Annotated in this window: 16 protein-coding genes; 7 read left to right on the top strand and 9 right to left on the bottom strand. The window is 70.5% G+C overall.

The window, feature by feature from the left end:
- Window positions 1-24: 24 nt before the first annotated feature.
- A complete protein-coding gene (locus tag ACIA8L_RS15830) occupies window positions 25-1,425 on the top strand; it encodes a helix-turn-helix domain-containing protein (protein ID WP_395904844.1) in 1,401 nt (466 codons plus the stop codon).
- A 184-nt stretch (window positions 1,426-1,609) separates the two neighbouring features.
- Here the strand turns inward: ACIA8L_RS15830 and ACIA8L_RS15835 are convergent, their stop codons facing one another.
- Entirely contained in the window at window positions 1,610-2,200 is a 591-nt protein-coding gene (locus ACIA8L_RS15835; RefSeq protein ID WP_395904846.1) for a TetR family transcriptional regulator, read from the bottom strand.
- An 89-nt stretch (window positions 2,201-2,289) separates the two neighbouring features.
- On the opposite strand from ACIA8L_RS15835, the gene ACIA8L_RS15840 reads away from it, so the two are divergent.
- The gene (locus ACIA8L_RS15840) at window positions 2,290-2,742 is read left to right on the top strand and encodes a nuclear transport factor 2 family protein (RefSeq protein WP_395904848.1); all 453 of its coding nucleotides are present in this window, start codon (window positions 2,290-2,292) and stop codon (window positions 2,740-2,742) included.
- On the opposite strand, the gene ACIA8L_RS15845 is transcribed toward ACIA8L_RS15840, so the two are convergent.
- From ACIA8L_RS15845 to ACIA8L_RS15860, 4 genes are all read right to left on the bottom strand, one after another.
- Window positions 2,739-3,944, bottom strand: coding sequence for an MFS transporter (locus tag ACIA8L_RS15845; protein ID WP_395904850.1), 1,206 nt, complete (start codon window positions 3,942-3,944; stop codon window positions 2,739-2,741). The genes ACIA8L_RS15840 and ACIA8L_RS15845 overlap by 4 nt on opposite strands.
- Before the next feature lie 30 nt (window positions 3,945-3,974).
- Window positions 3,975-4,802, bottom strand: a complete 828-nt coding sequence (locus tag ACIA8L_RS15850) for a YhjD/YihY/BrkB family envelope integrity protein (protein WP_395904852.1) — start codon at window positions 4,800-4,802, stop codon at window positions 3,975-3,977.
- The gene (locus ACIA8L_RS15855; protein WP_395906293.1) at window positions 4,799-6,892 is read right to left on the bottom strand and encodes a chorismate-binding protein; all 2,094 of its coding nucleotides are present in this window, start codon (window positions 6,890-6,892) and stop codon (window positions 4,799-4,801) included. Before ACIA8L_RS15855 ends, ACIA8L_RS15850 begins: the two co-directional genes overlap by 4 nt.
- 743 nt (window positions 6,893-7,635) lie before the next feature.
- Window positions 7,636-8,604 carry an aldo/keto reductase gene (locus ACIA8L_RS15860; protein ID WP_395904854.1) on the bottom strand — a complete coding sequence of 323 codons (969 nt, stop codon included), beginning with the start codon at window positions 8,602-8,604 and terminating at the stop codon, window positions 7,636-7,638.
- Between the two features lie 377 nt (window positions 8,605-8,981).
- Between ACIA8L_RS15860 and ACIA8L_RS15865 the strand changes: the two genes are divergently transcribed.
- Complete coding sequence (locus ACIA8L_RS15865) at window positions 8,982-9,365, top strand: MerR family transcriptional regulator (RefSeq protein ID WP_395904856.1); 384 nt, start codon at window positions 8,982-8,984, stop codon at window positions 9,363-9,365.
- On the opposite strand, the gene ACIA8L_RS15870 is transcribed toward ACIA8L_RS15865, so the two are convergent.
- Window positions 9,326-10,168, bottom strand: a complete 843-nt coding sequence (locus ACIA8L_RS15870; RefSeq protein ID WP_395904858.1) for a hypothetical protein — start codon at window positions 10,166-10,168, stop codon at window positions 9,326-9,328. The genes ACIA8L_RS15865 and ACIA8L_RS15870 overlap by 40 nt on opposite strands.
- A 158-nt stretch (window positions 10,169-10,326) precedes the next feature.
- On the opposite strand from ACIA8L_RS15870, the gene ACIA8L_RS15875 reads away from it, so the two are divergent.
- Together ACIA8L_RS15875 and ACIA8L_RS15880 are read left to right on the top strand one after the other, a co-directional pair.
- Entirely contained in the window at window positions 10,327-10,722 is a 396-nt protein-coding gene (locus ACIA8L_RS15875; RefSeq protein ID WP_395904860.1) for a response regulator, read from the top strand.
- Window positions 10,723-10,765: 43 nt separating this feature from the next.
- A complete protein-coding gene (locus tag ACIA8L_RS15880; protein WP_395904863.1) occupies window positions 10,766-11,878 on the top strand; it encodes a YihY/virulence factor BrkB family protein in 1,113 nt (370 codons plus the stop codon).
- 10 nt (window positions 11,879-11,888) lie between these two features.
- Here the strand turns inward: ACIA8L_RS15880 and ACIA8L_RS15885 are convergent, their stop codons facing one another.
- Window positions 11,889-12,281 (bottom strand): roadblock/LC7 domain-containing protein, encoded by a 393-nt coding sequence (locus tag ACIA8L_RS15885; protein WP_395904865.1) that lies wholly within the window; start codon window positions 12,279-12,281, stop codon window positions 11,889-11,891.
- The gene (locus ACIA8L_RS15890) at window positions 12,278-14,134 is read right to left on the bottom strand and encodes an ATP-binding protein (RefSeq protein WP_395904867.1); all 1,857 of its coding nucleotides are present in this window, start codon (window positions 14,132-14,134) and stop codon (window positions 12,278-12,280) included. Before ACIA8L_RS15890 ends, ACIA8L_RS15885 begins: the two co-directional genes overlap by 4 nt.
- A 210-nt stretch (window positions 14,135-14,344) precedes the next feature.
- Here ACIA8L_RS15890 and ACIA8L_RS15895 point away from each other — a divergent pair, with 210 nt between their 5' ends.
- Both ACIA8L_RS15895 and ACIA8L_RS15900 read left to right on the top strand, forming a co-directional pair.
- Window positions 14,345-16,258 (top strand): DUF1800 domain-containing protein, encoded by a 1,914-nt coding sequence (locus ACIA8L_RS15895; RefSeq protein ID WP_395904869.1) that lies wholly within the window; start codon window positions 14,345-14,347, stop codon window positions 16,256-16,258.
- Window positions 16,259-16,264: 6 nt separating this feature from the next.
- Window positions 16,265-17,623 carry a DUF1501 domain-containing protein gene (locus tag ACIA8L_RS15900; RefSeq protein ID WP_395904871.1) on the top strand — a complete coding sequence of 453 codons (1,359 nt, stop codon included), beginning with the start codon at window positions 16,265-16,267 and terminating at the stop codon, window positions 17,621-17,623.
- Between the two features lie 44 nt (window positions 17,624-17,667).
- Here ACIA8L_RS15900 and ACIA8L_RS15905 read toward each other — a convergent pair whose 3' ends face one another.
- Window positions 17,668-19,182 (bottom strand): MFS transporter, encoded by a 1,515-nt coding sequence (locus ACIA8L_RS15905; RefSeq protein ID WP_395904873.1) that lies wholly within the window; start codon window positions 19,180-19,182, stop codon window positions 17,668-17,670.
- Between the last annotated feature and the right edge of the window lie 20 nt (window positions 19,183-19,202).

Below are 19,202 nucleotides of genomic sequence, written 5' to 3' on the forward strand. Positions count from 1 at the left end.
GCCAACATGTGCGAAGATCCGGCCATGCCTCCGCACCGTGTCGTCGTTCTGGCGGTCGACGGCGTCTATCCGTTCGAAATGACCATTCCCAAGCGCATCTTCGGTACTGCCCAAGCGCCGGACGGTTCCCCGCTGTACGAAGTGCTCACCTGCGGCGTGCACCCGGGCTCGGGCCCCGGCACAGTGCGCACGGACGCCGACTTCAGCCTCGCCGTCGACCACGGCGCGGAACTGCTCTCCACAGCCGGCACCGTCGTGATCCCGCCGTTCGTGGGCTGCGGGGACGACTCGCGCGGCGCGGACGCGTTGCGTGGCTTGGACGACGCGCGCGATTCGCGTGGCTCAGACGCATTGCGCGATTTGCGCGGCGCGGACGGCTTGCGTGGCGTGGACGGCTTGCGTGGCGTGGACGGCTTGCGCGGCTCGACTAACTTGCGCGACGCGGACGGCTTGCGTGATTTGCGCGGCGCTGACGGCTTGCGTAACTTGCGCGGCGCGGACGGCTTGCGTAACTTGCGCGGCGCGGACGGCTTGCGTGACTCGCGCGGCGCGGACAGCTTGCGCGGCTCGCGCGGCATGGACGGCTTGCGTGATTTGCGCGGCGCGGACGGCTTGCGTGGCGCGGACGAGTCGGTGGCGGCGGGTGGCTCGGGTGACGAGTGGCTACCGCCGTTGCTGGCTGCGGCTCTCGACCGGATCGCTCCTGGTGTGCGGATTGTGTCGATCTGCACCGCCGCGTTCGCGCTGGCTGCCGCTGGACGGTTGGACGGACGGCCGGCGACGACCCACTGGAATCGCGCCGCCCGGTTTCGAGCGGCGTTTCCGCAGGTCGAGCTTCGTCCGGATGTGCTGTTCGTCGATGACGGTGACGTGCTGACCGCGGCCGGTGTGGCTGCCGGGGTGGACGTGTGCCTGCACCTGGTACGCCGGGATCACGGCAGCGAGGTCGCGAACCGGGTGGCTCGGCTGTGCATCGTGCCACCGTGGCGGGACGGTGGTCAGGCGCAGTACGTGGAGCAGCCGGTACCGTCGGCGGAGTCGACCGGCACCGCGGGCGTGCGCGAATGGGCCCTGGAGCATCTGCACGAACCTCTGACCTTGGCCGCGCTGGCCGCGCAGGCCCGGATGAGCGTCCGGACCTTCAGCCGGCGGTTCCGCGACGAGGTCGGCCTGACGCCGCTGCAGTGGCTGACGGCCCAACGGGTCTCGTACGCCCGCAAGCTCCTGGAAACCACCGACTGGCCGGTAGACCGCGTGGCCGCGGCGGCCGGCTTCGGAACCGGGGCCTCGCTCCGCCTCCACCTGCACGCGACACTCGGCGTCGCACCGATCGCCTACCGCTCGACATTTCGCGCCACCACCTCCACCGCGTCCACTGCGCACGCCGTGCAAGCGACCGCCACGTCCGCTGTGCGCGAGGTGTAAGCGACTGCCATGTTCACCGTGGAAGTGTGCTTGCGGCTTCCACGTCCGCTGTGTCACTGGGCGCGCCGTGCCAGCGACTGCCATGTCGTCCTGAGTGCGTTCGTGTGTGCGGCCTGCGGTTTGCGCGGGTCGGCGTCGGCCGCGTGGAAGGGCGCGTCGCTGAGCGAATCGGTTGTGTCGTGCGCTACTCGGGCGGGTCGTTGTCGTTTGGCGGCGGCGGGAGGGCTTGGTCCGCGCCGGTGAGGTGGCGGAACACGGGGCGTAGGAGGGCGATGACGGCGTCGGGGTTGGCGGTTTCCAGGCCGCTCAGTTTGAGGAGGTACCGCTCGATCAGGATGCCGTGCGTGATGGCGCCGATGATGCCGGCGCGTAGGCGGGCGTCCTCGCCGGCGATCGCCTCGGTCAAGCCGTCCAGGCGGGGGGCGGCGGCGGCTCGGAAGCCCTCCTCGGCGTCGTCGTGGGTGAGCATGGAGCGCAGCACGGCCAGGGAGCCGACCGGTTCGTCGTGCAGGCGCCGCGCCAGGGAGGCCAGGAGTTGCTCCGCGACCTGGTCGGGCGGGCCGTACGGGTCCTGCTCCGCGCTCAGCTCGGCGGCCCGGGTGAACAGTTCCACCTTCGAGCCGAAGTAGTGCATGACGAGGCCGCCGTCCACGCCCGCTGCCGCCGCGACCGCGCGGATCGTTGTGCGCTCGTAGCCGACGTCGGCGAACATCCGCTTGGCCGCCTCCAGGATGCGGGCTTCGGTGTTGCGGCGCTGCTCGGCGCGGGTGGACATCGGGCCATTCTATGAACGCACAACCAGTACCCCCAAATTTGATTGAACGCACGTTGACTGAACTATCGTGTTCGTTCTACGCTCGTTGAATGAAACCAGATGTGGTGGCGAAGGCTTCGCGATCGGTGGTCGAACGGGTGCTGGAGGCGGGAAAGCGGCAGGACTCGGCGGCGTTCGTCGCGCTGCTGGCGCCGGACGCGGTGATCGAGTGGCCGTATCGGCCGGAGGGCGTGCCCGGTCGCCTGCAGGGTCGCGCGGAGATCTTCGCGTTCATGGACCGGGCGGCGCGGTCGCTGGTGACGTTCGACGAGTACCGCGACGTCGTCATCCACGAGACCGCCGACCCCGAGGTCACCATCGTCGAGTACGAGGTGTTCGGCCGCGTCACGAGCACGGACGGGCCGTTCCACCAGACAGTCATCGCGGTGATCCGGGTCCGCGACGGCCTCGTCGTGTCCTACCGCGACTACATCAACCCGCTGCCGCTGATGGCCGTGCTGGCCGCCCAGCAGCAGACCGAAGCCGGGCCGGACGCGAACTAGCTCGCGGGGTCCGGTGCGTGCGTGCGGAACGCGGGGGCCAGGACCACGATGCCGGCGGCCAGGATCGCCGGGATCACGAACGCCCAGCGCAGCGACAGGCTCTCGGCGACGGCGCCGATCAGGCCGGCGCCGACGATGAAACCGACATAGTTGAACAGGTTGACGCGCGCGATCGCGATGCCGGTGCCGGCCGGGTCCAGGCGACCCGCGGCCGAGAAGGACTGGGGGACGACCAGGGACAGGCCCAGACCGACCACGGCGAACCCAGCGATGCTCAGCGCGGGCGTGCCGGACGCGGCGACCAGGATCAGGCCCAGCCCGCCGACCACGCCGCCGACCGAGACGACCGCGGTCGGGCTGAACCGGCTCACCAGGCGGTCACCGGCGGTGCGGCCGAGGAGCATCGTCGTCTGGTATGCGGCCAGGCCGAGCGCCGCCACGCTGGTGCTGGCGTGCAGGACCTTCTCGATGAAGACCGAGCTCCAGTTGGACACGGCCGAGTCGGCGATGAACATGAGCATCATGGCGATGCCGATCAGGACGATCGGGCGCCACGGGATGCTCGCCTCGACGGCGGCCTGGGTCGCGGCCGGCGCTTCGAGGGCCTCCTCGGCCCGCCGGAGCTGGCCCGGGCCGGCGATGAGGGCCAGGAGCACGCCGATCGCGCCGACCGTGGCCAGGGACGCGCCGATCGACCAGTGCAGCCGGGCGGTGCCGGAAGTGGCGAGGGCGCCGAGGATCGCGCCGGCGCTCCACACGGCGTGGAAGGAGTTGAGGACCGGGCGGCCGTAGCGGCGCTCGACGCCCACACCCTGCATGTTCATGGTCGCGTCGACCAGGCCCAGCATCAGCCCGACGAACACCAGCGCGAGGTACAAATGCCACCGTTGCGCGGCGAAGCCGGTCAAGGCGATGGCCAGGCACACGCCGGGCCCGCCGGCGCGCAGGACGGGTGAGCTGCCGAACCGGGTGCTCAGCAGGCCGGCGACGACGCTGCCGATGCCGGACACCACCGGTACCGCCAGCAGGACCAGCGACAGCTGCGTGTCATCGAAACCGAACTTCTTCTGCAGCGTGGCGACCTGCGTGAGGAGGCCGGCGAAGCAGAACCCCTGCACGAGGTACGCCCCGGCGACGGCGATGCGGGCACGGCGGTCGCGCGGGCCGACCTCGTCGCTCGCGGTGGCCGAGAGCTGATCCACTGGCCGGCTCCTCGATGAAGAGAAGTGAAATTAATTCGGAAGCATTGCCGACCGTGCGGCCTTGCGCAAGAGCACCATACGGTGCGCTTGGACCGTCGCGGCGTACCCGACGAGCGTCAGCAGGTGAAAGAGGTACAACCAAAGCCCCACGGCCACCGTCGCGCCGACGCCGTCGAGCCCGCCGAACGGCGTGCCGAGGTCGAGCGGAAGTGCCCAGAAGAGCACGAAACCGTGCGCGAATCCGGAGACATTTGCCGCCGTGAACGAGCCGACGGCCGTCGTGACCGCCCAGCTCGGGCGCAGGGGTGCGATCAGGCGGTACACCAGGATGACCACCGGGCTCAGCGCCAGCCAGACGATCAGGAAGCTCAGGACCACCGACCACACCGCCGTCCAGCCGCCCGCACGCAGGTGCCGGGCCGGCCCGCCGAGCGCGGCCAGCAGGGCGAGGACCAGCACCGGCCCGCAGGCGAGCAGCGGCAGGACGAGCAGCCGCCCGAGCCACCCGGTCGTCGCCCCGCCGGCCTCACCGGACAGCGAGGCCAGGCCGCGGCGCAGCCCCTCGCCATACAGCGTGGCCGGCACGAGCGCGACGAGCGTCAGCCACCACGACATGCCGATTCCGGCATCGAGCAACACATTCGCACCGGCCGCCATGCGCGTGGGCATGGCGGCCACCACCGGTTGCGCGAGACGGTGCACGTTTGCGCCGCCGACCAGCCCGGCACCGAGCCGCAGCACGAGCAGCCCCACCGGCACGACCGCGATGCCGGCGTAGAAGGTGATGGCAGCCGCGTGCAGATTGAGGTCACGCCCGCGGAAGAACTTGCCAACCAGCCGCGCGAAACGAACGATCACTCCGGAGAGGTACCCACCTGAGCGCGAAGCAGAACCGCGAGAAAATTGCGCAGCAGGTTGATGCCGTCGAAGCTGAGTACCGATTCGGGGTGAAACTGCACACTGGCGAACGTCCGCCCGCGCAGCGCGTGCACATCCCCGTTGGCGGGATCGCACGCGACCTCCACCGGCCCGTACGCGGTTTCGAGCACCGTTCGCCGGTCCACCGCCGCCGCCGACTGCAGGTCACGCACGCCAATGACCGTGGCGCCAGGTCCGAGTCCGTCTATCGAGCGTTCGTGCGGTGCGCGTTCGTGCGGTGTCTGTTCGTGCGGTGTCTGTTCGTGCGGTGCGCGTTCGTGCGGTGTCTGTTCGTGCGGTGTCTGTTCGTGCGGTGCGCGTTCGTGCGGTGTCCGTTCGTGCGGGGCGCTTGCCGTCGCGGTGTCGTGCGGTGCGGGTTCGTACATCGTGGTTGCCGATGTGGGTTCGTGGGTGGCGGTGAAGGTTGAGTAGAAGCCGACCCGGGTGCGTTCGCCGAACAGGTCGATCTCGCGCTGCATGCCCTGGTACGGGTGGGACTTGCGGTGCAGTGGCAGGCCGAGCAGGCCGGCGGTGAGCTGGTGGCTCAGGCAGATCGCGAGCATGGGCTGTCCGCGTTCGAGCAGGCCGGACACGAGTTGGCGCATGCGGGCGATCTTCGGATCGTCCAGCTGTCGCGGATCCCCCGGGCCGGGTCCGGGAATGACCAGGTCGAACTGTTCGTCCGGGATTTCGCGGTGGTACTGCACGAGCGTCGTCGACAGCCCGAGCACGCGCAGTTGATGCACGAGCATGCCGGTGAACGTGTCCTCGGCGTCCACGACTAGCACGCGCCGGCCGGCGAGTTGCGGATCCACGGCCATTCCGTCACGCGGCTGCAACCAGAACGGCGCCAGCGACACGTTTCTGGCCACGAGCGCCGCTTGCACTTGCGGATCCGACACCAGGGTCGCGGGCGGCGGCGTCGGCGTCGCGGGCTCGTCGTTGCCGAGGCCGAGTGCTCGCAGTACCCCCGCCGCTTTGGTGTGGGTTTCCAGCACCTCGCCCTCCGGCGTGGAGTGCCGCACGAGCGTCGCCCCCACCGGGACTCGGATGCGGCCGGCGGAACTGATCTCCGCGGTGCGGATCAGGATGGGTGCGTCAAGCGTCTGCCGGCCCCGGGCGTCGCGGCCGACCAGGGCCAGGACCGCGCCGTAGTATCCGCGGCCGCGGCGCTCGTGGCGGGCGATGACCCGGCAGGCGTTCTCGAGCGGGCTGCCGACGACCGTCGGCGCGAACATCGTCTCGCGCAGCACGTCGCGGACGTCGCGGGAGCCGCGGCCGGCCAGCAGGTACTCGGTGTGGACGAGATGCGTCATCTCCTTGAGGTACGGGCCGATGACCTGCCCCCCGAGGTCGGCCACGGTGGCCATCATCTTGAGCTCCTCGTCGAGCACCATCGACAGCTCGTCGATCTCCTTGCGGTCGGCCAGGAAGTCCAGGACGGCCGGCTTCGACGGGGCGCCGCGCAGGGTACCGCTGATCGGGTTCATCATGACCAGGCCGTCGTCGACACTGACGTGTCGTTCCGGCGTCGCGCCGACGAGCGTCCGAGCACCCGTGTGCACGAGGAATGTCCAGTACGCGCCGCGTTCGTGCGTCAGCAACCGGCGGAAGACGGTCAGCGCGGCCGCGAGGGGGTCGCCTTGCAGCGTCGCCTCGAACACGCGGTGGATGACGAAGTTCGAGCCCTCGCCGCGGCCGATCTCCTCGCGCAGCACAGTCTCGACGATGGACGCGTACTCGTCGTCGCTGATGTCGAAACGTGCGTCTTCGAGCGCGATCGGCGTCTCCGGCAGCCGGGCGATCAGGTCGGAAACGCTCACTTCGCGCCGCTCGGCGATGTGCAGGACGGACAGCGGGGTGCCATCGTCGATGCAGTCGAATGCACGTTCGCGCACTTGGCGGAACGGCACGAGCGCCAGGCACTCATCCGGGATCTCGGCGAGCGTCTCCACCACGGACACCGGCCCGGTGAGCACTTCGACGACGTCCCGGCCTTCCCGCCGCAACAGAGCGAACGGCGAATCCATGGCGAACGGCGTGTTCACGGTGGACGGCGTGGACTGCGCGGACGGCGTGTCCAGCCCGAGCGGCGTGTTCACCGTGGACGGCGTGTTCAGCGCGGACTGCGGGGATGGCGTGTCCAGCCCGAGCGGCGTGTTCACCGTGGACGGCGTGTTCGGTGCGGACTGCGCGAGCTGCGCGGACTGCGTGTTCAGTGCGGACTGCGCGGATGGCGCGGATGGCGTGTTCAGTGCGTGCGGCGAGTCCGGGCCGGGTGGCGTGCTCGGGTCGGGTGGCGTGCTCGGGTCGATCAGCTGCATGGCTTTCCCTTCGGGATCGGGAGGCGGTCGCCGTCCGGGTCCCCGGGAAATGCGAAGCGGCCGCCTCAATGGGCGGCCGCGGAAGAATGTCGCGCGGAAGTGGGCCGCCTGGTCAGGCGGGCCACCAACTGGTCATTCGCGCGGTCATGGGCAAGAGCGTACGGGAAGCCACCGCCGGCCGTACACCCTCGCCCACCGATCAGGCCGGTGTCGCCCGAACTGTCCGCCCGCCCGCGCCGGCGTTCACTTGTTCACCGACCCCATTTCGGCGTACCGGGCGCCGGCCACGTCCCGGCCGATCGACAGCTTCTCGATCGCGGCGAGGTCGTCCCGCCCGCGCTGGCGTTCACTTGTTCACCGACCCCATTTCGGCGTACCGGGCGCCGGCCACGTCCCGGCCGATCGACAGCTTCTCGATGGCGGTGAGATCGTCCCGCCCGCGCTGGCGTTCACTTGTTCACCGACCCCATTTCGGCGTACCGGGCGCCGGCCACGTCCCGGCCGATCGACAGCTTCTCGATCGCGGCGAGGTCGTCGGCGGTGAGCGAAACGTCAAGCGCGGCCACGTTCTGCTCCAGATACGTGCGCCGCTTCGTGCCCGGGATCGGCACGATGTCGTCGCCCTGTGCGAGCACCCAGGCCAGGGCGAGCTGTGCGGGCGTGACGCCCTTCGCCGTGGAAAGTTGCTGCACCTCAGCCACCAGATCGAGGTTCTTCTGGAAGTTCTCGCCCTGGAACCGCGGGTTCGTGGCCCGGAAGTCGTCCGCGCCGAACTGCGACGGGCTGGTGATCTCGCCGCTGAGGAAGCCGCGGCCCAGCGGGCTGTAGGCGACCAGGCCGATGCCCAGCTCCCGGAACAGCGGCCGAATCGCGTCGTCAGGGTCGCGGCTCCACAGTGAGTACTCGTACTGCCCGGCCGTGATCGGATGCACGGCGTGCGCACGGCGGACACTGTCCGGTGACGCCTCGGAGATGCCGAGGTGGCGTACCTTGCCCGCGGCGACCGCCTCGGCGAGCGCGCCCCACGTCTCCTCGACGGGGACGGTCGGGTCGACGCGGTGCTGGTAGTACAGGTCGATGTGGTCCACGCCGAGCCGCTGCAGCGACGCGTCGACGGCCTGGCGGACATACTCGGGCCGGCCGTTGATGCGCCGGGTTCCGCCGTCGCGCTGGATGCCGAACTTGGTGGCCAGCACGACCTGGTCGCGGCGGCCGGCGATGGCCCGGCCGACGAGCTGTTCGTTTGTGAACGGACCGTACATGTCGGCGGTGTCGAGCAGGGTCACGCCGAGGTCGAGTGCGCGGTGGATGGTGGCGATGGACTCCGCGTCGTCACCGGGCCCGTAGAACTCGCTCATGCCCATGCAGCCGAGGCCGAGCGCGGATGTCGTCAGTGCACCGAGGTTTCTGTTCCGCATGCCACCAACGTTGCCCCTTCGAGCGCGCTCGAAGTCAAATAAACCGGAAGTCCAGCAAACCGACGACAGACAAGACCGACGTCGGACACAAACCGACGTTCGACGGCAGACAAAGTCGGCGTCGGACACACAAACCGACGTCCGACGACAGACAAGACCGACGTCGGACACAAACCGACGTTCGACGGCAGACAAAGTCGGCGTCGGACACACAAACCGACGTCCGACGACAGACAAGACCGACGTCGGACACAAACCGACGTCCGACGGCAGACAAAGTCGGCGTCGGACACAAACTGACGGCGGACACAAGCCGACGTCCGGCGGCGGACAAAGCCGCGGCAGACACAAGCCGACGTCAAATAGACTTGCCCGACATGGAAGCGGGTTGGACCATCGCCGAGGCGTCCGAGCGCACCGGCCTCACGGCGCACACATTGCGCTACTACGAACGGGCCGGACTGCTGGCGCCGCCGGAACGAGCGACGAGCGGGCATCGGCGGTACTCCGAACAGGACCTCGGCATGCTGCGAATCCTGACTCGGCTCAAAGCCACCGGCATGTCGATCGCCGAGATGCGCCGCTACGCCGAGCTGTGCCGCATCGGCCCGGAGACGTATGACACGCGGCGGGTGCTGCTGGAGGAGCATCGCCAGCAGGTCCTCAGCCGGATCACCGCCCTGCAGACCGACCTCGAGCTGATCGAGGCCAAGATCAAGCACTACGCGGAAGGGGACACCCGCGACCTGGCCAGGCCGTAGAGGCACACGAGCGCGGCCAGCACCATCGGCGTCCCGTCCCGGATCAGCCCGTCCGGACCCAGCAGCAGGTAGCACAGCGCCGGCTGCACCAGCAGGACGAAGACGGAGATGCAGCCCAGCAGCAGCCGGGCCCAGCCGTGCCCGAACAGCGTGACGAAGCTGATGATGCCGGCCACCAGGCCGATGACCAGGCCGAGCACGAACCACGAGACGACCAGCGGGACCGAGATCTCCGGCCGCAGCCGCGGCGTCGCGAACAGCGAGCCGAGCGCGACCAGGCACGGCACGAACATCAGCGCGGAGTAGGACAGGGCCGCCACCCGGGCCGTCAGCACCCACGGCGGGATCGGCCGGCGCGGCTTGCGGCGGGTCAGGTGCTCGTCGATGCCGGGGGAGCGGAACAGCATCCACACCACCGCCGTGCACAGAACGCCAAGGACGGCCAGTCCGGCGAGCACCGGTACCCGGGGCAGGAAATCGCCCTCTTTGGGCTGCACGAGTCTGGCCGAGGCGAACACCGTCGTGACGGCCAGGATCAGCCCCAGCGGCCGGGCGGTGAGCCGGCCGAACCGGACCTCGCGCATCAGGAACAGGAACCCGATCGCCCGCAGCAGCGCCCAGAACGTGCGGACGCCGAGCCCGAAGCCCCCCTCGGCCGAGTACTGCAGGTTGATGACGTCGACGGCCATGGTCGCGACGGCGGTGAGCAGCAGCAGCCGGCGCAGGCGGCGGCTGGCCGGTGTGGGCGCAGGCGGCCGCTCGAACCGCACGAAGTCGCCGAGTGAGCGCCCCTCGCCAGTCATGCAATCGCACGCTACGGCATGGATGATCGCCGCGCTCCGCGACAGGTGTGCGCGCGTGTGACAGTGTGCGCGTCCTGTGGTCACTGGTGACTCGCGCTTCGGGGTTTGGTACCGCGAACACGGGTATGACTTCTCGTCGCAGCACATATCGTTGGTGCATGCTCGAGCACCTGCGCGTCCTGGTCGTCGACGACGAGCCGGATCTGTGCGAGATCGTGCGCCGAGTGCTCAGCCGGGCCGGGGCCGAGGTCCTGACCGCGTCCGGGCTGGCCGGGGCCGAGCGGGTCCTGGCCGACCACCCGAAGAGCATCGACCTGGCGATCACCGACCTGAAGCTCAACGAGGGCTCCGGCGTCCAGGTGGCCGAGGCCGTCCGCGCGAGCAGCCCGGACGCCCTGGTCATGTTCATGTCGGGGCTGCCGTACTTCGACGCCGCCGTCATCGATCTCGGGCCGGACGCGTCCGTCATCGCCAAGCCGTTCCGCGCCACCGAACTGGTCGACACCGTGCAAACCGCACTGATCAGGGCCGGGAGGGTCCCGCCGGAGGGTTAACGGGCGGGCGCGCCGGGGCATAGGGACCGTGGAGGTGGCGCTCGTGACCGCTGAGACCGAAGACTCGAGCACGCACGCGTTGGCGAGTGCGCACGAACAGGCCCGTGCGCGCGAGCAGCAGCGCGCAAGCGGGCATAAGCCGGGCGACGACGGGCGCGACCAGGACGATGACGGGCGCCGGCGGGACGAGGATCCGGTGGAGGGCGGCCCGGACAAGCCCACGGAGCTGAGCAAACGGACCTGGTTCGGCGTGCTCAAGCGCACCGTCAAGGAGTTCAACAACGACAACCTCAGCGACTGGGCCGCCGCCCTGACGTATTACGGGGTGCTGTCCATCTTCCCGGGCATCCTGGTGCTCCTGTCGGTCTCCGGGCTGCTGCTGACCGGCAAGACCCAGACGGCGGTACTCGACAATGCCCGCCAGCTGTTCCCGGGCTCGATCGCCGGCCCCATGACCGACGCCATTGGCGAGCTGCAGAAGGGTGCCCACGTCGCGGGTCTCTTCGCCATCATCGGCCTGCTCGGCGGGGTGTGGACGGCCTCGGGCTACGTCGGCGCGTTCATCCGCGCCGCGAACGCCATCTACGACGTGCCCGAGGGCCGCCCGATCTGGAAGGTCCTGCCGATCCGCCTCGGCATCACGATCGCCGTCGGCACCCTCATCGCCGCGGCCGCCCTGAGCATCGTGTTCACCGGCAAGTTCGCCGAGCAGGCGGGCGGCTGGGTGGGCCTGTCCAAGCAGTCGGTGCAGGTGTTCGACATCGCCAAGTGGCCGGCGCTGCTGGTCGTGGTGATGCTGATCCTGGCCATCCTGTACTGGGGCGCACCGAACGCCCGCCACCACGGCTTCCGCTGGATCACCCCGGGCGGCATCCTGGCCGTGTTCATCTGGCTGGTCGCGTCGGCCGGGTTCGCCGTCTACGTGTCGAACTTCAGCTCCTACAACAAGACCTACGGCGCCCTGGGCGGCATCATCGCCTTCCTGGTCTGGCTGTGGATCTCCAACATCGCGATCCTGCTGGGCGCCGAGTTCGACGCCGAACTCGAGCGCGGCCGCGCGATCGAGGCCGGCCTGGAGCCGGAGGAGGAGCCGTACGTCCCGCTGCGCGACGACAAGCACATCAAGCAGGACCAGGCCCAAGGACTGAGTTCGTGAAATCCAGAAGCTAGCGCGTCGAGGGTGTGAGGGCGGCGCCGACCTGGCCGGCCAGGCCGGACATCTCGTAGGCGACCTGAGCCACGTCGCAGCCGTATCGGGCCAGCGACGCCAGGCTGGCCAGGGTGTCGCCCTCGCCGAGCGCGATCACGAACAGCAGGCTGTGCCCCATCTCGACGATGGTCCGCACGACCGGGCCGGAGTCGGTGGCGGCCGACAGGCCCTGCGCGAGCGACACGATCCCGGCCACCATCGCGGCCAGCTGGTCGGCCCGGGCCGGTGACAGCTCGTTGGAGGCCGCGACCAGAATTCCGTCCCCGGACACGGCGACGGTGTGCAGGACGCCGTCGACGCGGGACGTGAATCCGGTGAGCAGCCAGTCCAGCCCCGTGGTCGGTGTCATGCCGACTTTCGCCCCTCCGTGATCGCGTGCCGGTATGCGGGCGGCTGGAATTCGGTCATCAGGTCCCGCACGGCCTCCGGTTCGAGGACCACGGTAGGCCCGTCGGGCGTCTGGACGAGGCCCGGTACGACGGGTACGAGGGTCGAGCGCGGGTGCGGCACATCGACGGGTTCGCCGCCGGGGAGGGCCTGGCCGCGTTCGAACGGGCGGGGCGGGAGGCGGCGGGCGACCGGCGGGTCGGTGGCCGGCGAGGGGGAGTCGAGGACGAGGTCGGCGGGCAGGTGGACGACCGCCCGCAGGCCGGTGCCGGACGGCGGCGGGCGCAGGGTGACCGTGAGGCCGTGGCGGGCGGCCAGGCGGGCGGCGACGGCCAGGCCGGTGTGGTGGGCCTCGGCCGCGTCGAGCGGGGGCGGGTCGCTGAGGCGGGCGTTGAGCTCGGCCAGGCGCTGCGGGTCGAGGCCGGGGCCGCGGTTGGCGACCTCGACGACGGCGGCGGTGCCCTCGCGGCGGCCCTCGACCAGGACGGGGCGGTCGGGCGGGCCGTAGCGGGTGGCGTTGTCGAACAGTTCGGCCAGCAGGTGCACGACGTCGTCCACGGCGTCGGGGGCCACGTGGACGTCGGGCGCGATCATGGAGTACTCGATGCGGGGGTAGTCCTTGATCCTGGACTGGGCGGCCCGCAGCAGGTCGAGGAGGGTGACCGGGTCGCGGCGGCCGATGCTCGTGTCGGCGCCGGCCAGCACCAGCAGGCTCTGGTTGTCGTGGCGGATCCGGGTGGCGAGGTGGTCGAGGGCGAACAGCTGCGACAGCCGGTCCGGGTCGGCCTCGTCGCGCTCGGCCGCGTCCAGGTGGTGCACGAGTTCGTCGGCGAGGCGCTGGCTGCGCCGGGCCAGTCCGATGACGGCGGCCGAGGTGCCGACGCGTAGGGCCGTCTGCTCCGCGACGGCGCGCGCGGCCTCTTGCCGTACCACCTGAAATGCTTCTGGATCGATCGGCGTCGTGGACCGGGGGCGCGGCGCCCGGGTGGTCCGGACGGCGAGCAGGATCGATGCGACGATGACGGCGAGCAGGGCGGCCAGGCCGATGGCGAGGGTGCGCTGCTGCTCGGCCCGGGCGGCGCCGGCGGTCGCGGCGGCGTCCGTGCCGGTGAACCCGGTGAGGGTGGTGAGGGCGTCCAGCGCGGGCTGCGGGTCGCCGCCGAGGCCGTTGGGGACGTGGGCGAGCCGCTCGCGCCAGGACGCGGGCGCGGTCTCGCCGAAGCGGCGCAGGGCGTCGAGGTGGGCGGCCTGGTGCGCGGCCAGGCTCTCGTGCCACGCCGGCGTGTCGGCGCCGCGCCGCTCGAGGATCTGGATCTGCGCGAGCTGCTCCCGGGCGACGGCGAGCCAGCCCGACGCCCGCAGCAGGCCGTTGACGGCGGCCGGCGCGGGGCGGCGCGGAAGATCCTGACGCAGCTCGACGACGTCGCTGATCATTTGGGTGTACTGCATGAGAAAGCCACCGGCCGCGACTTCCTGCGGCGCGGCGGCGACCCGTTCCCGCAGCTCGGCCAGGCCGGCCGGCACCTGCGGCAGTTGCTCGTCGGTGGCCGGGAACTGCGCGGTGTACGCGGCCCGCGCCTGCCCGGTCCCGGTCAGCAGGAGCGTCAGGGCGGTGTAGCGCTCCTTGCTCAGCTCGGTCACCGCCCGGTCGGCCGCGCCGCCGGTGCTGACGAGCGCGCGGGGGTCGTCGAGGCGGCCGCTCGGCCCGGCGTACAGGTAGGCGGCCACCCCCGCCGCCGCGAGCAGCCCGAGCAGGGGCAGCAGGAGAATCGTGACGAGCCGCGGGCGCCCCGCGGGAGCAGCATCGATCGGCACCGCTACCCCCTGCCATAGTCCGGTTACCTATGGGTACCACCCTTCGCGTTGGGTATGGAAGAGATGACTTTGAGTGACTTTGAGTGAAGGGCCCATTTGTACGCATTCATCTGCATGGCCGCGGCACTTAAGCAAAAACAAAGGCAAAGTTGAACCGGGCGCGCACCGGCCGCCTTGAGGGCTGATCAGCCGCTCACTAGATTTTGCACCGTGCCAGAGCGGCTCTTCTCGGATGACCCGGGCGACGCGCCCAAGCAGGCGAAGGGCGCGTTCTTCTCCGACTACACGGGTGAGTTCCCCGTGCCCCGGGCCCTGCAACACGCCGGCGGCGCCGCCGACGACACCGCGGCCGACCCGGCAAAAATCAAAAGGGCAGCTGGTCCGGTACCGGCCTGGCTGCGCGCCGGCCGCCCGACGCTGCACGAGCTGACCCGTAACCGCCGCCAGGCCCTCATGGCGCTCGGCGGCGGCGCCGTCGCCCTCGGTGCGATCGGCACGACCGCCGCGGCCGTGTTCGGACCGCCGTCGGCCGACCCCGACGACTTCGTCAAGACCGGCAGCGGCGGCGGCAACATCTCCCCCCGCGACGCGGGCTCGTTCTCCAACCGCGACGCCAGCTACACCAGCGGCCAGGGCGACCTCAACGACCTCGGCGCGTCCGGCACCGCCGACACCCCCTCGGCGGCCGCGGTCGCCGCGATGCGCGCCACCCCGCGGTTCCCGACCCCGCTCAACCGCGACCCCGTCCTGCACCTGCTGCGCCGGGCCACGTTCGGCCCCACCCCGGCCGACATCGCCCTGGTCAAAGAGGTCGGCATCGACGCCTGGATCGATCGGCAGCTGGACTGGGAGCAACTCGCCGACCCGGTCGCCGACGCCGCCCTCAAGGCCGTCCCGACCGCCACCATGACCACCGCGGAGATCCGCTCCACGGTCAAGGACGGCGACAACAAGCCGCAGACCGACCTCACCAAGGCCGTCATCGCCCGGCAGCTGTGGAGCAGCCGCCAGCTGCTCGAGGTGATGGTCGACTTCTGGAACAACCACCTGAACGTGACCAGCCCCTTCGACGGCGGCTGGGACGTGCGCGGCCCCTACGACAGCGGCGTGATCCGCAAGCACGCCCTCGGGAAGTTCTCCGACCTGCTCATCGCCTCCGCGCGGGACCCGGCGATGATGCGGTACCTCGACAACACGTCCTCGGACCGGCGCAACGTCAACGAGAACTACGGCCGCGAACTGCTCGAGCTGCACACGGTCGGCATCGACGGCGGGTACAACGAGAAGGACGTGCGCAACTCGGCCTACCTCATGACCGGGCGCACCGCGACGCGCGACGGGGTGTTCAAGTACGAGCAGAACAAACACTGGACCGGAGCGGTCAAGGTCCTCGGGTTCCAGCACGCCAACAAAGCCGCCAAGGACGGCCTCGCGATCGGCGACGCCTACCTGATGTACCTGGCCACACACCCGTCGACGGCCCGCTACATCGCGCGCAAACTCTGCGTGCGCTTCGTCTGCGACACCCCGCCGCAGGGCCTGGTGGACCGCCTCGCGAAGACCTACCAGGAGAGCGGCTCGGCCATCGTCCCGGTCCTCAAGGTGCTGTTCCGCTCCCTGGAGTTCTGGATCGCCACCGGCCTGAAGACCCGCCGCCCGCTCGAGAACTTCATCGCCACCGGCCGCGTCGTCGGCACCACGCCGGGCGCGGACACCGCCAAGGCCCTGGACGACATGTACCAGTTCACGAGCAAGCTCGGCCAGCCGCCGCTGGGCTGGGGCCCGCCCGACGGCTACCCCGACGTCGCCAACGCCTGGAGCTCGGCCGCCGGCATGCTGGAGACGTGGAACGCGCACCGGGCGTTCATGCAGCAGCAGTGGAAGGGCCTCAACAACCCGACGGCCGCCAGCCTCGTCACCCAGCCCGCCGCCACCCTGGGCACCTACCTCGACGTGCTGGCCAACCGCCTCGTCTTCCAGCCGATGCAGCCGGCCGAGAAGGACGCCCTGATCAAGTTCCTGGGCTCCAAGGCCGACACCCGGATCACCGACACCAACCTCGGCGGCAAGCTGCCCCTCCTGGCCCCGCTGATCCTCGACTCCGTCTACCACGCGCTGCGGTGAGGTTCGATGAGTGACGTCCCGGACGGCGAGCGCCGTCCCCAGAACCTCGACGAGCTGCGGCGGCACGGGCCGAACCTCTGCGAAGCGGCCCTGCGGGTGCACGCCGAGAAGGTCACCGACGAGCTCGCCGCCGAACGCGACCGCTGGAGCAAGGGCTTCACCCGCCGCCGCCTCGTCCAGGGCGCCGGCTTCGTCGGCGTCGCGGCGCTGGGCACCCAGCTCGTGACCAGCCGCGTCTCGTTCGCCGCGCCCGAGGACAACAAGAACACCCTCGTCGTCATTTTCCTGCGCGGCGGCATGGACGGCCTGTCGGTCGTGGTCCCCGGCGACGACGCGAACTACAAGCAGATGCGGCCCAACATCGCCGTGCCGATGGCGTCCATGAAGGCCGTCGGCCGCGGCTTCGGCCTCAACCCGGCGATGACCTCCCTGTATCCGCTGTGGGACGCCGGCAAGATGGCCGCCGTCCACGCCGTCGCCTCCCCGGACGCCAGCCGCAGCCACTTCCAGGCCCAGGACGCCCTCGAACGCGGCGCCGCCTCGGTCGCCGTGCGCACCGGCTGGCTCGACCGGGTCCTGGCCCAGATGGGCCCCGGCACCACGTTCCGCGCGATCGCACAGGGCTCGGCCCTGCCGCGCTCCCTCGTCGGCGGCGAGCAGGCCATCGTGCTCAACGGCATGCGCGACTTCCGCATCGACAACGACAACATGCGCACCCAGACCATGGACGCGCTCAAGACCCTGTACACGGGCCTCGACCACCCCCTGTCGACCACCGCCGGCTCCACCCTGCAGGCGATCTCCACCGCGCAGAAGCTGGCCACCACCCAGTACCGCCCGGCGGAGGGCGTCACCTACCCGGGCGGCGGCCTGGCCGACCGCCTGCGCGACATCGCCCAGCTGCTGAAGGCCAACGTGGGCCTGCGCATCGCCGCCCTGGACGTCGGCGGCTGGGACATGCACACCAACCTGGGCAGCATCAACGGCGGCGACATGAAGAACTCGCTGACCAACATGTCCGACGCGATCGCCGCGTTCTGCACCGACATCGGCCCCCTGCTGGAGAACACGACGATCGTCACGATGAGCGAGTTCGGCCGCCGGGTCCAGGAGAACGGCAACGCCGGCGTCGACCACGGCCACGGCAACGCGATGCTGCTCTTCGGCGGGGGCATGAACGGCAGCAAGGTCCACGGCAACTGGCCCGGCCTGGCCGCCGGCAGCCTCGACCAGGGCGACGTGGCCGGCGCCAACGACTACCGCGACATCCTGGCCGAGATGCTGAAGAAGCGCTTCAGCGTGGCCGACTCCGCCGCCATCTTCCCCAACCACGACTTCAAGCAGCTCGGCGTCTTCAAAGGCTGAGGCCGGCCGCCCGGGGCCCGGGCGGCCGGCAGTGCAGCGTGGGCTCAGCCGAAGTGGGCCGGTGCGGCCTCGGCCCCCGACGGGGGGCGGTCGCCGGCGTTGTTGCGGACCATCAGGATGACCACCGCGGTCGCCACCGCCATCAGCACGGCGCTGGCGATGAAGGCCACGTTGTAGCCGTGGATCGCCGCGTGCGCCTGGGTCAGCGGGGAGCCGGCCTCGGTCGCGTGGTCGGTGATGTACCCGGCGACCGCCGTCGTGAAGATGGTGTTCAGCAGCGCGGTGCCGAGGGAGCCGCCCACCTGCTGGGTCGTGTTCACCATCGCGCTGGCCACACCGGCGTCGTGGTCGGCGATGCCGGCCAGCGCGAGGCTCGACATCGGGACGAAGACCAGGCCCATGCCCAGGCTCATCCCGATGAACGCCGGCAGGATGCTCACCGCGTAGCTCGAGTCCAGGTCCAGGCGGGTGAGCCAGACCATCGAGGCGGTGGCGAGCACGCCGCCGACCGACATGAGGACCTTCGGGCCGGTGCGGGGCAGCAGGCGCGAGGCGATGACGGCGGCCGCGATGATGCCGCCGGAGAAGGGCATGTAGGCCACGCCGCTCTTCAGGGCCGACCAGCCCATCGTCTGCTGCAGGTAGAACGTCATGAACAGGAACATGCCAAGCATGCCGGCGCCGAGCAGGACCGAGACGAGGTAGGAGGCGCCGCGGTCGCGGTCGAACAGCACCCGCAGCGGCAGCAGCGGATGGGCCGTGCGCGCCTCCCAGAAGAGGAACGCCGCGAGCAGTACCACCGCCGAAGTCAGCCAGGCGATGGTGACGCCGGAGCTCCAGCCGTCGGTCGCGGCCTTGGTGAAGCCGTAGACCAGGGCGACCTGTCCGGCGGTGGCCAGGACGGCGCCGGGGATGTCATAGCGCGTGTCACCGGTGGCGCGGCTCTCCCGGACCAGGGGTACGGCGGCGGCGAACGCCAGGATCGCGATGGGAATGTTCACCAGGAGGCACCAGCGCCAGTCCGCGTATTCGGTCAGCACACCGCCGGCCAGCAGCCCGATCGCGGCGCCGCCACCGGAGATGCCGCCGAACACGCCGAACGCCTTCGCGCGCTCCTTGGGCTCGGTGAACGTGACCGTGATGAGCGACAGGGCGGCCGGAGCGAGCAGGGCACCGAAGAGGCCCTGCAAGGCCCGCGCGGCGAAGAGTGTCTCCGCGTTGACCGCGGCCCCGCCCAGGGCCGACGCGCCGGCGAAGCCGAGCAGGCCGATGAGGAACGCGCGCTTGCGGCCGAAGTAGTCGGCGACGCGGCCGCCGAGCAGGAGCAGGCCGCCGAACGTGAGCGTGTAGGCGGTGACGATCCACTGCCGGTCGACGGTGGAGATGTCCAGCGCCCGCTGGGCCGACGGCAGTGCGATGTTCACGATCGTGCCGTCGAGGACGACCATCAGCTGGGCCACGGCGATGACGGCCAGCGCGAGCCAGCGCCGCGGATCAGGCGGTACCAAAGAAGATGATTTATCGGTTATGTCCGTCGTCAGGACAGCATCGTTCGCCATGAAAACCGCCTTTTGGGGCG

Source organism: Dactylosporangium sp. NPDC051541 (genome assembly GCF_044454505.1).
In the GTDB taxonomy this organism is placed as follows: domain Bacteria; phylum Actinomycetota; class Actinomycetes; order Mycobacteriales; family Micromonosporaceae; genus Dactylosporangium.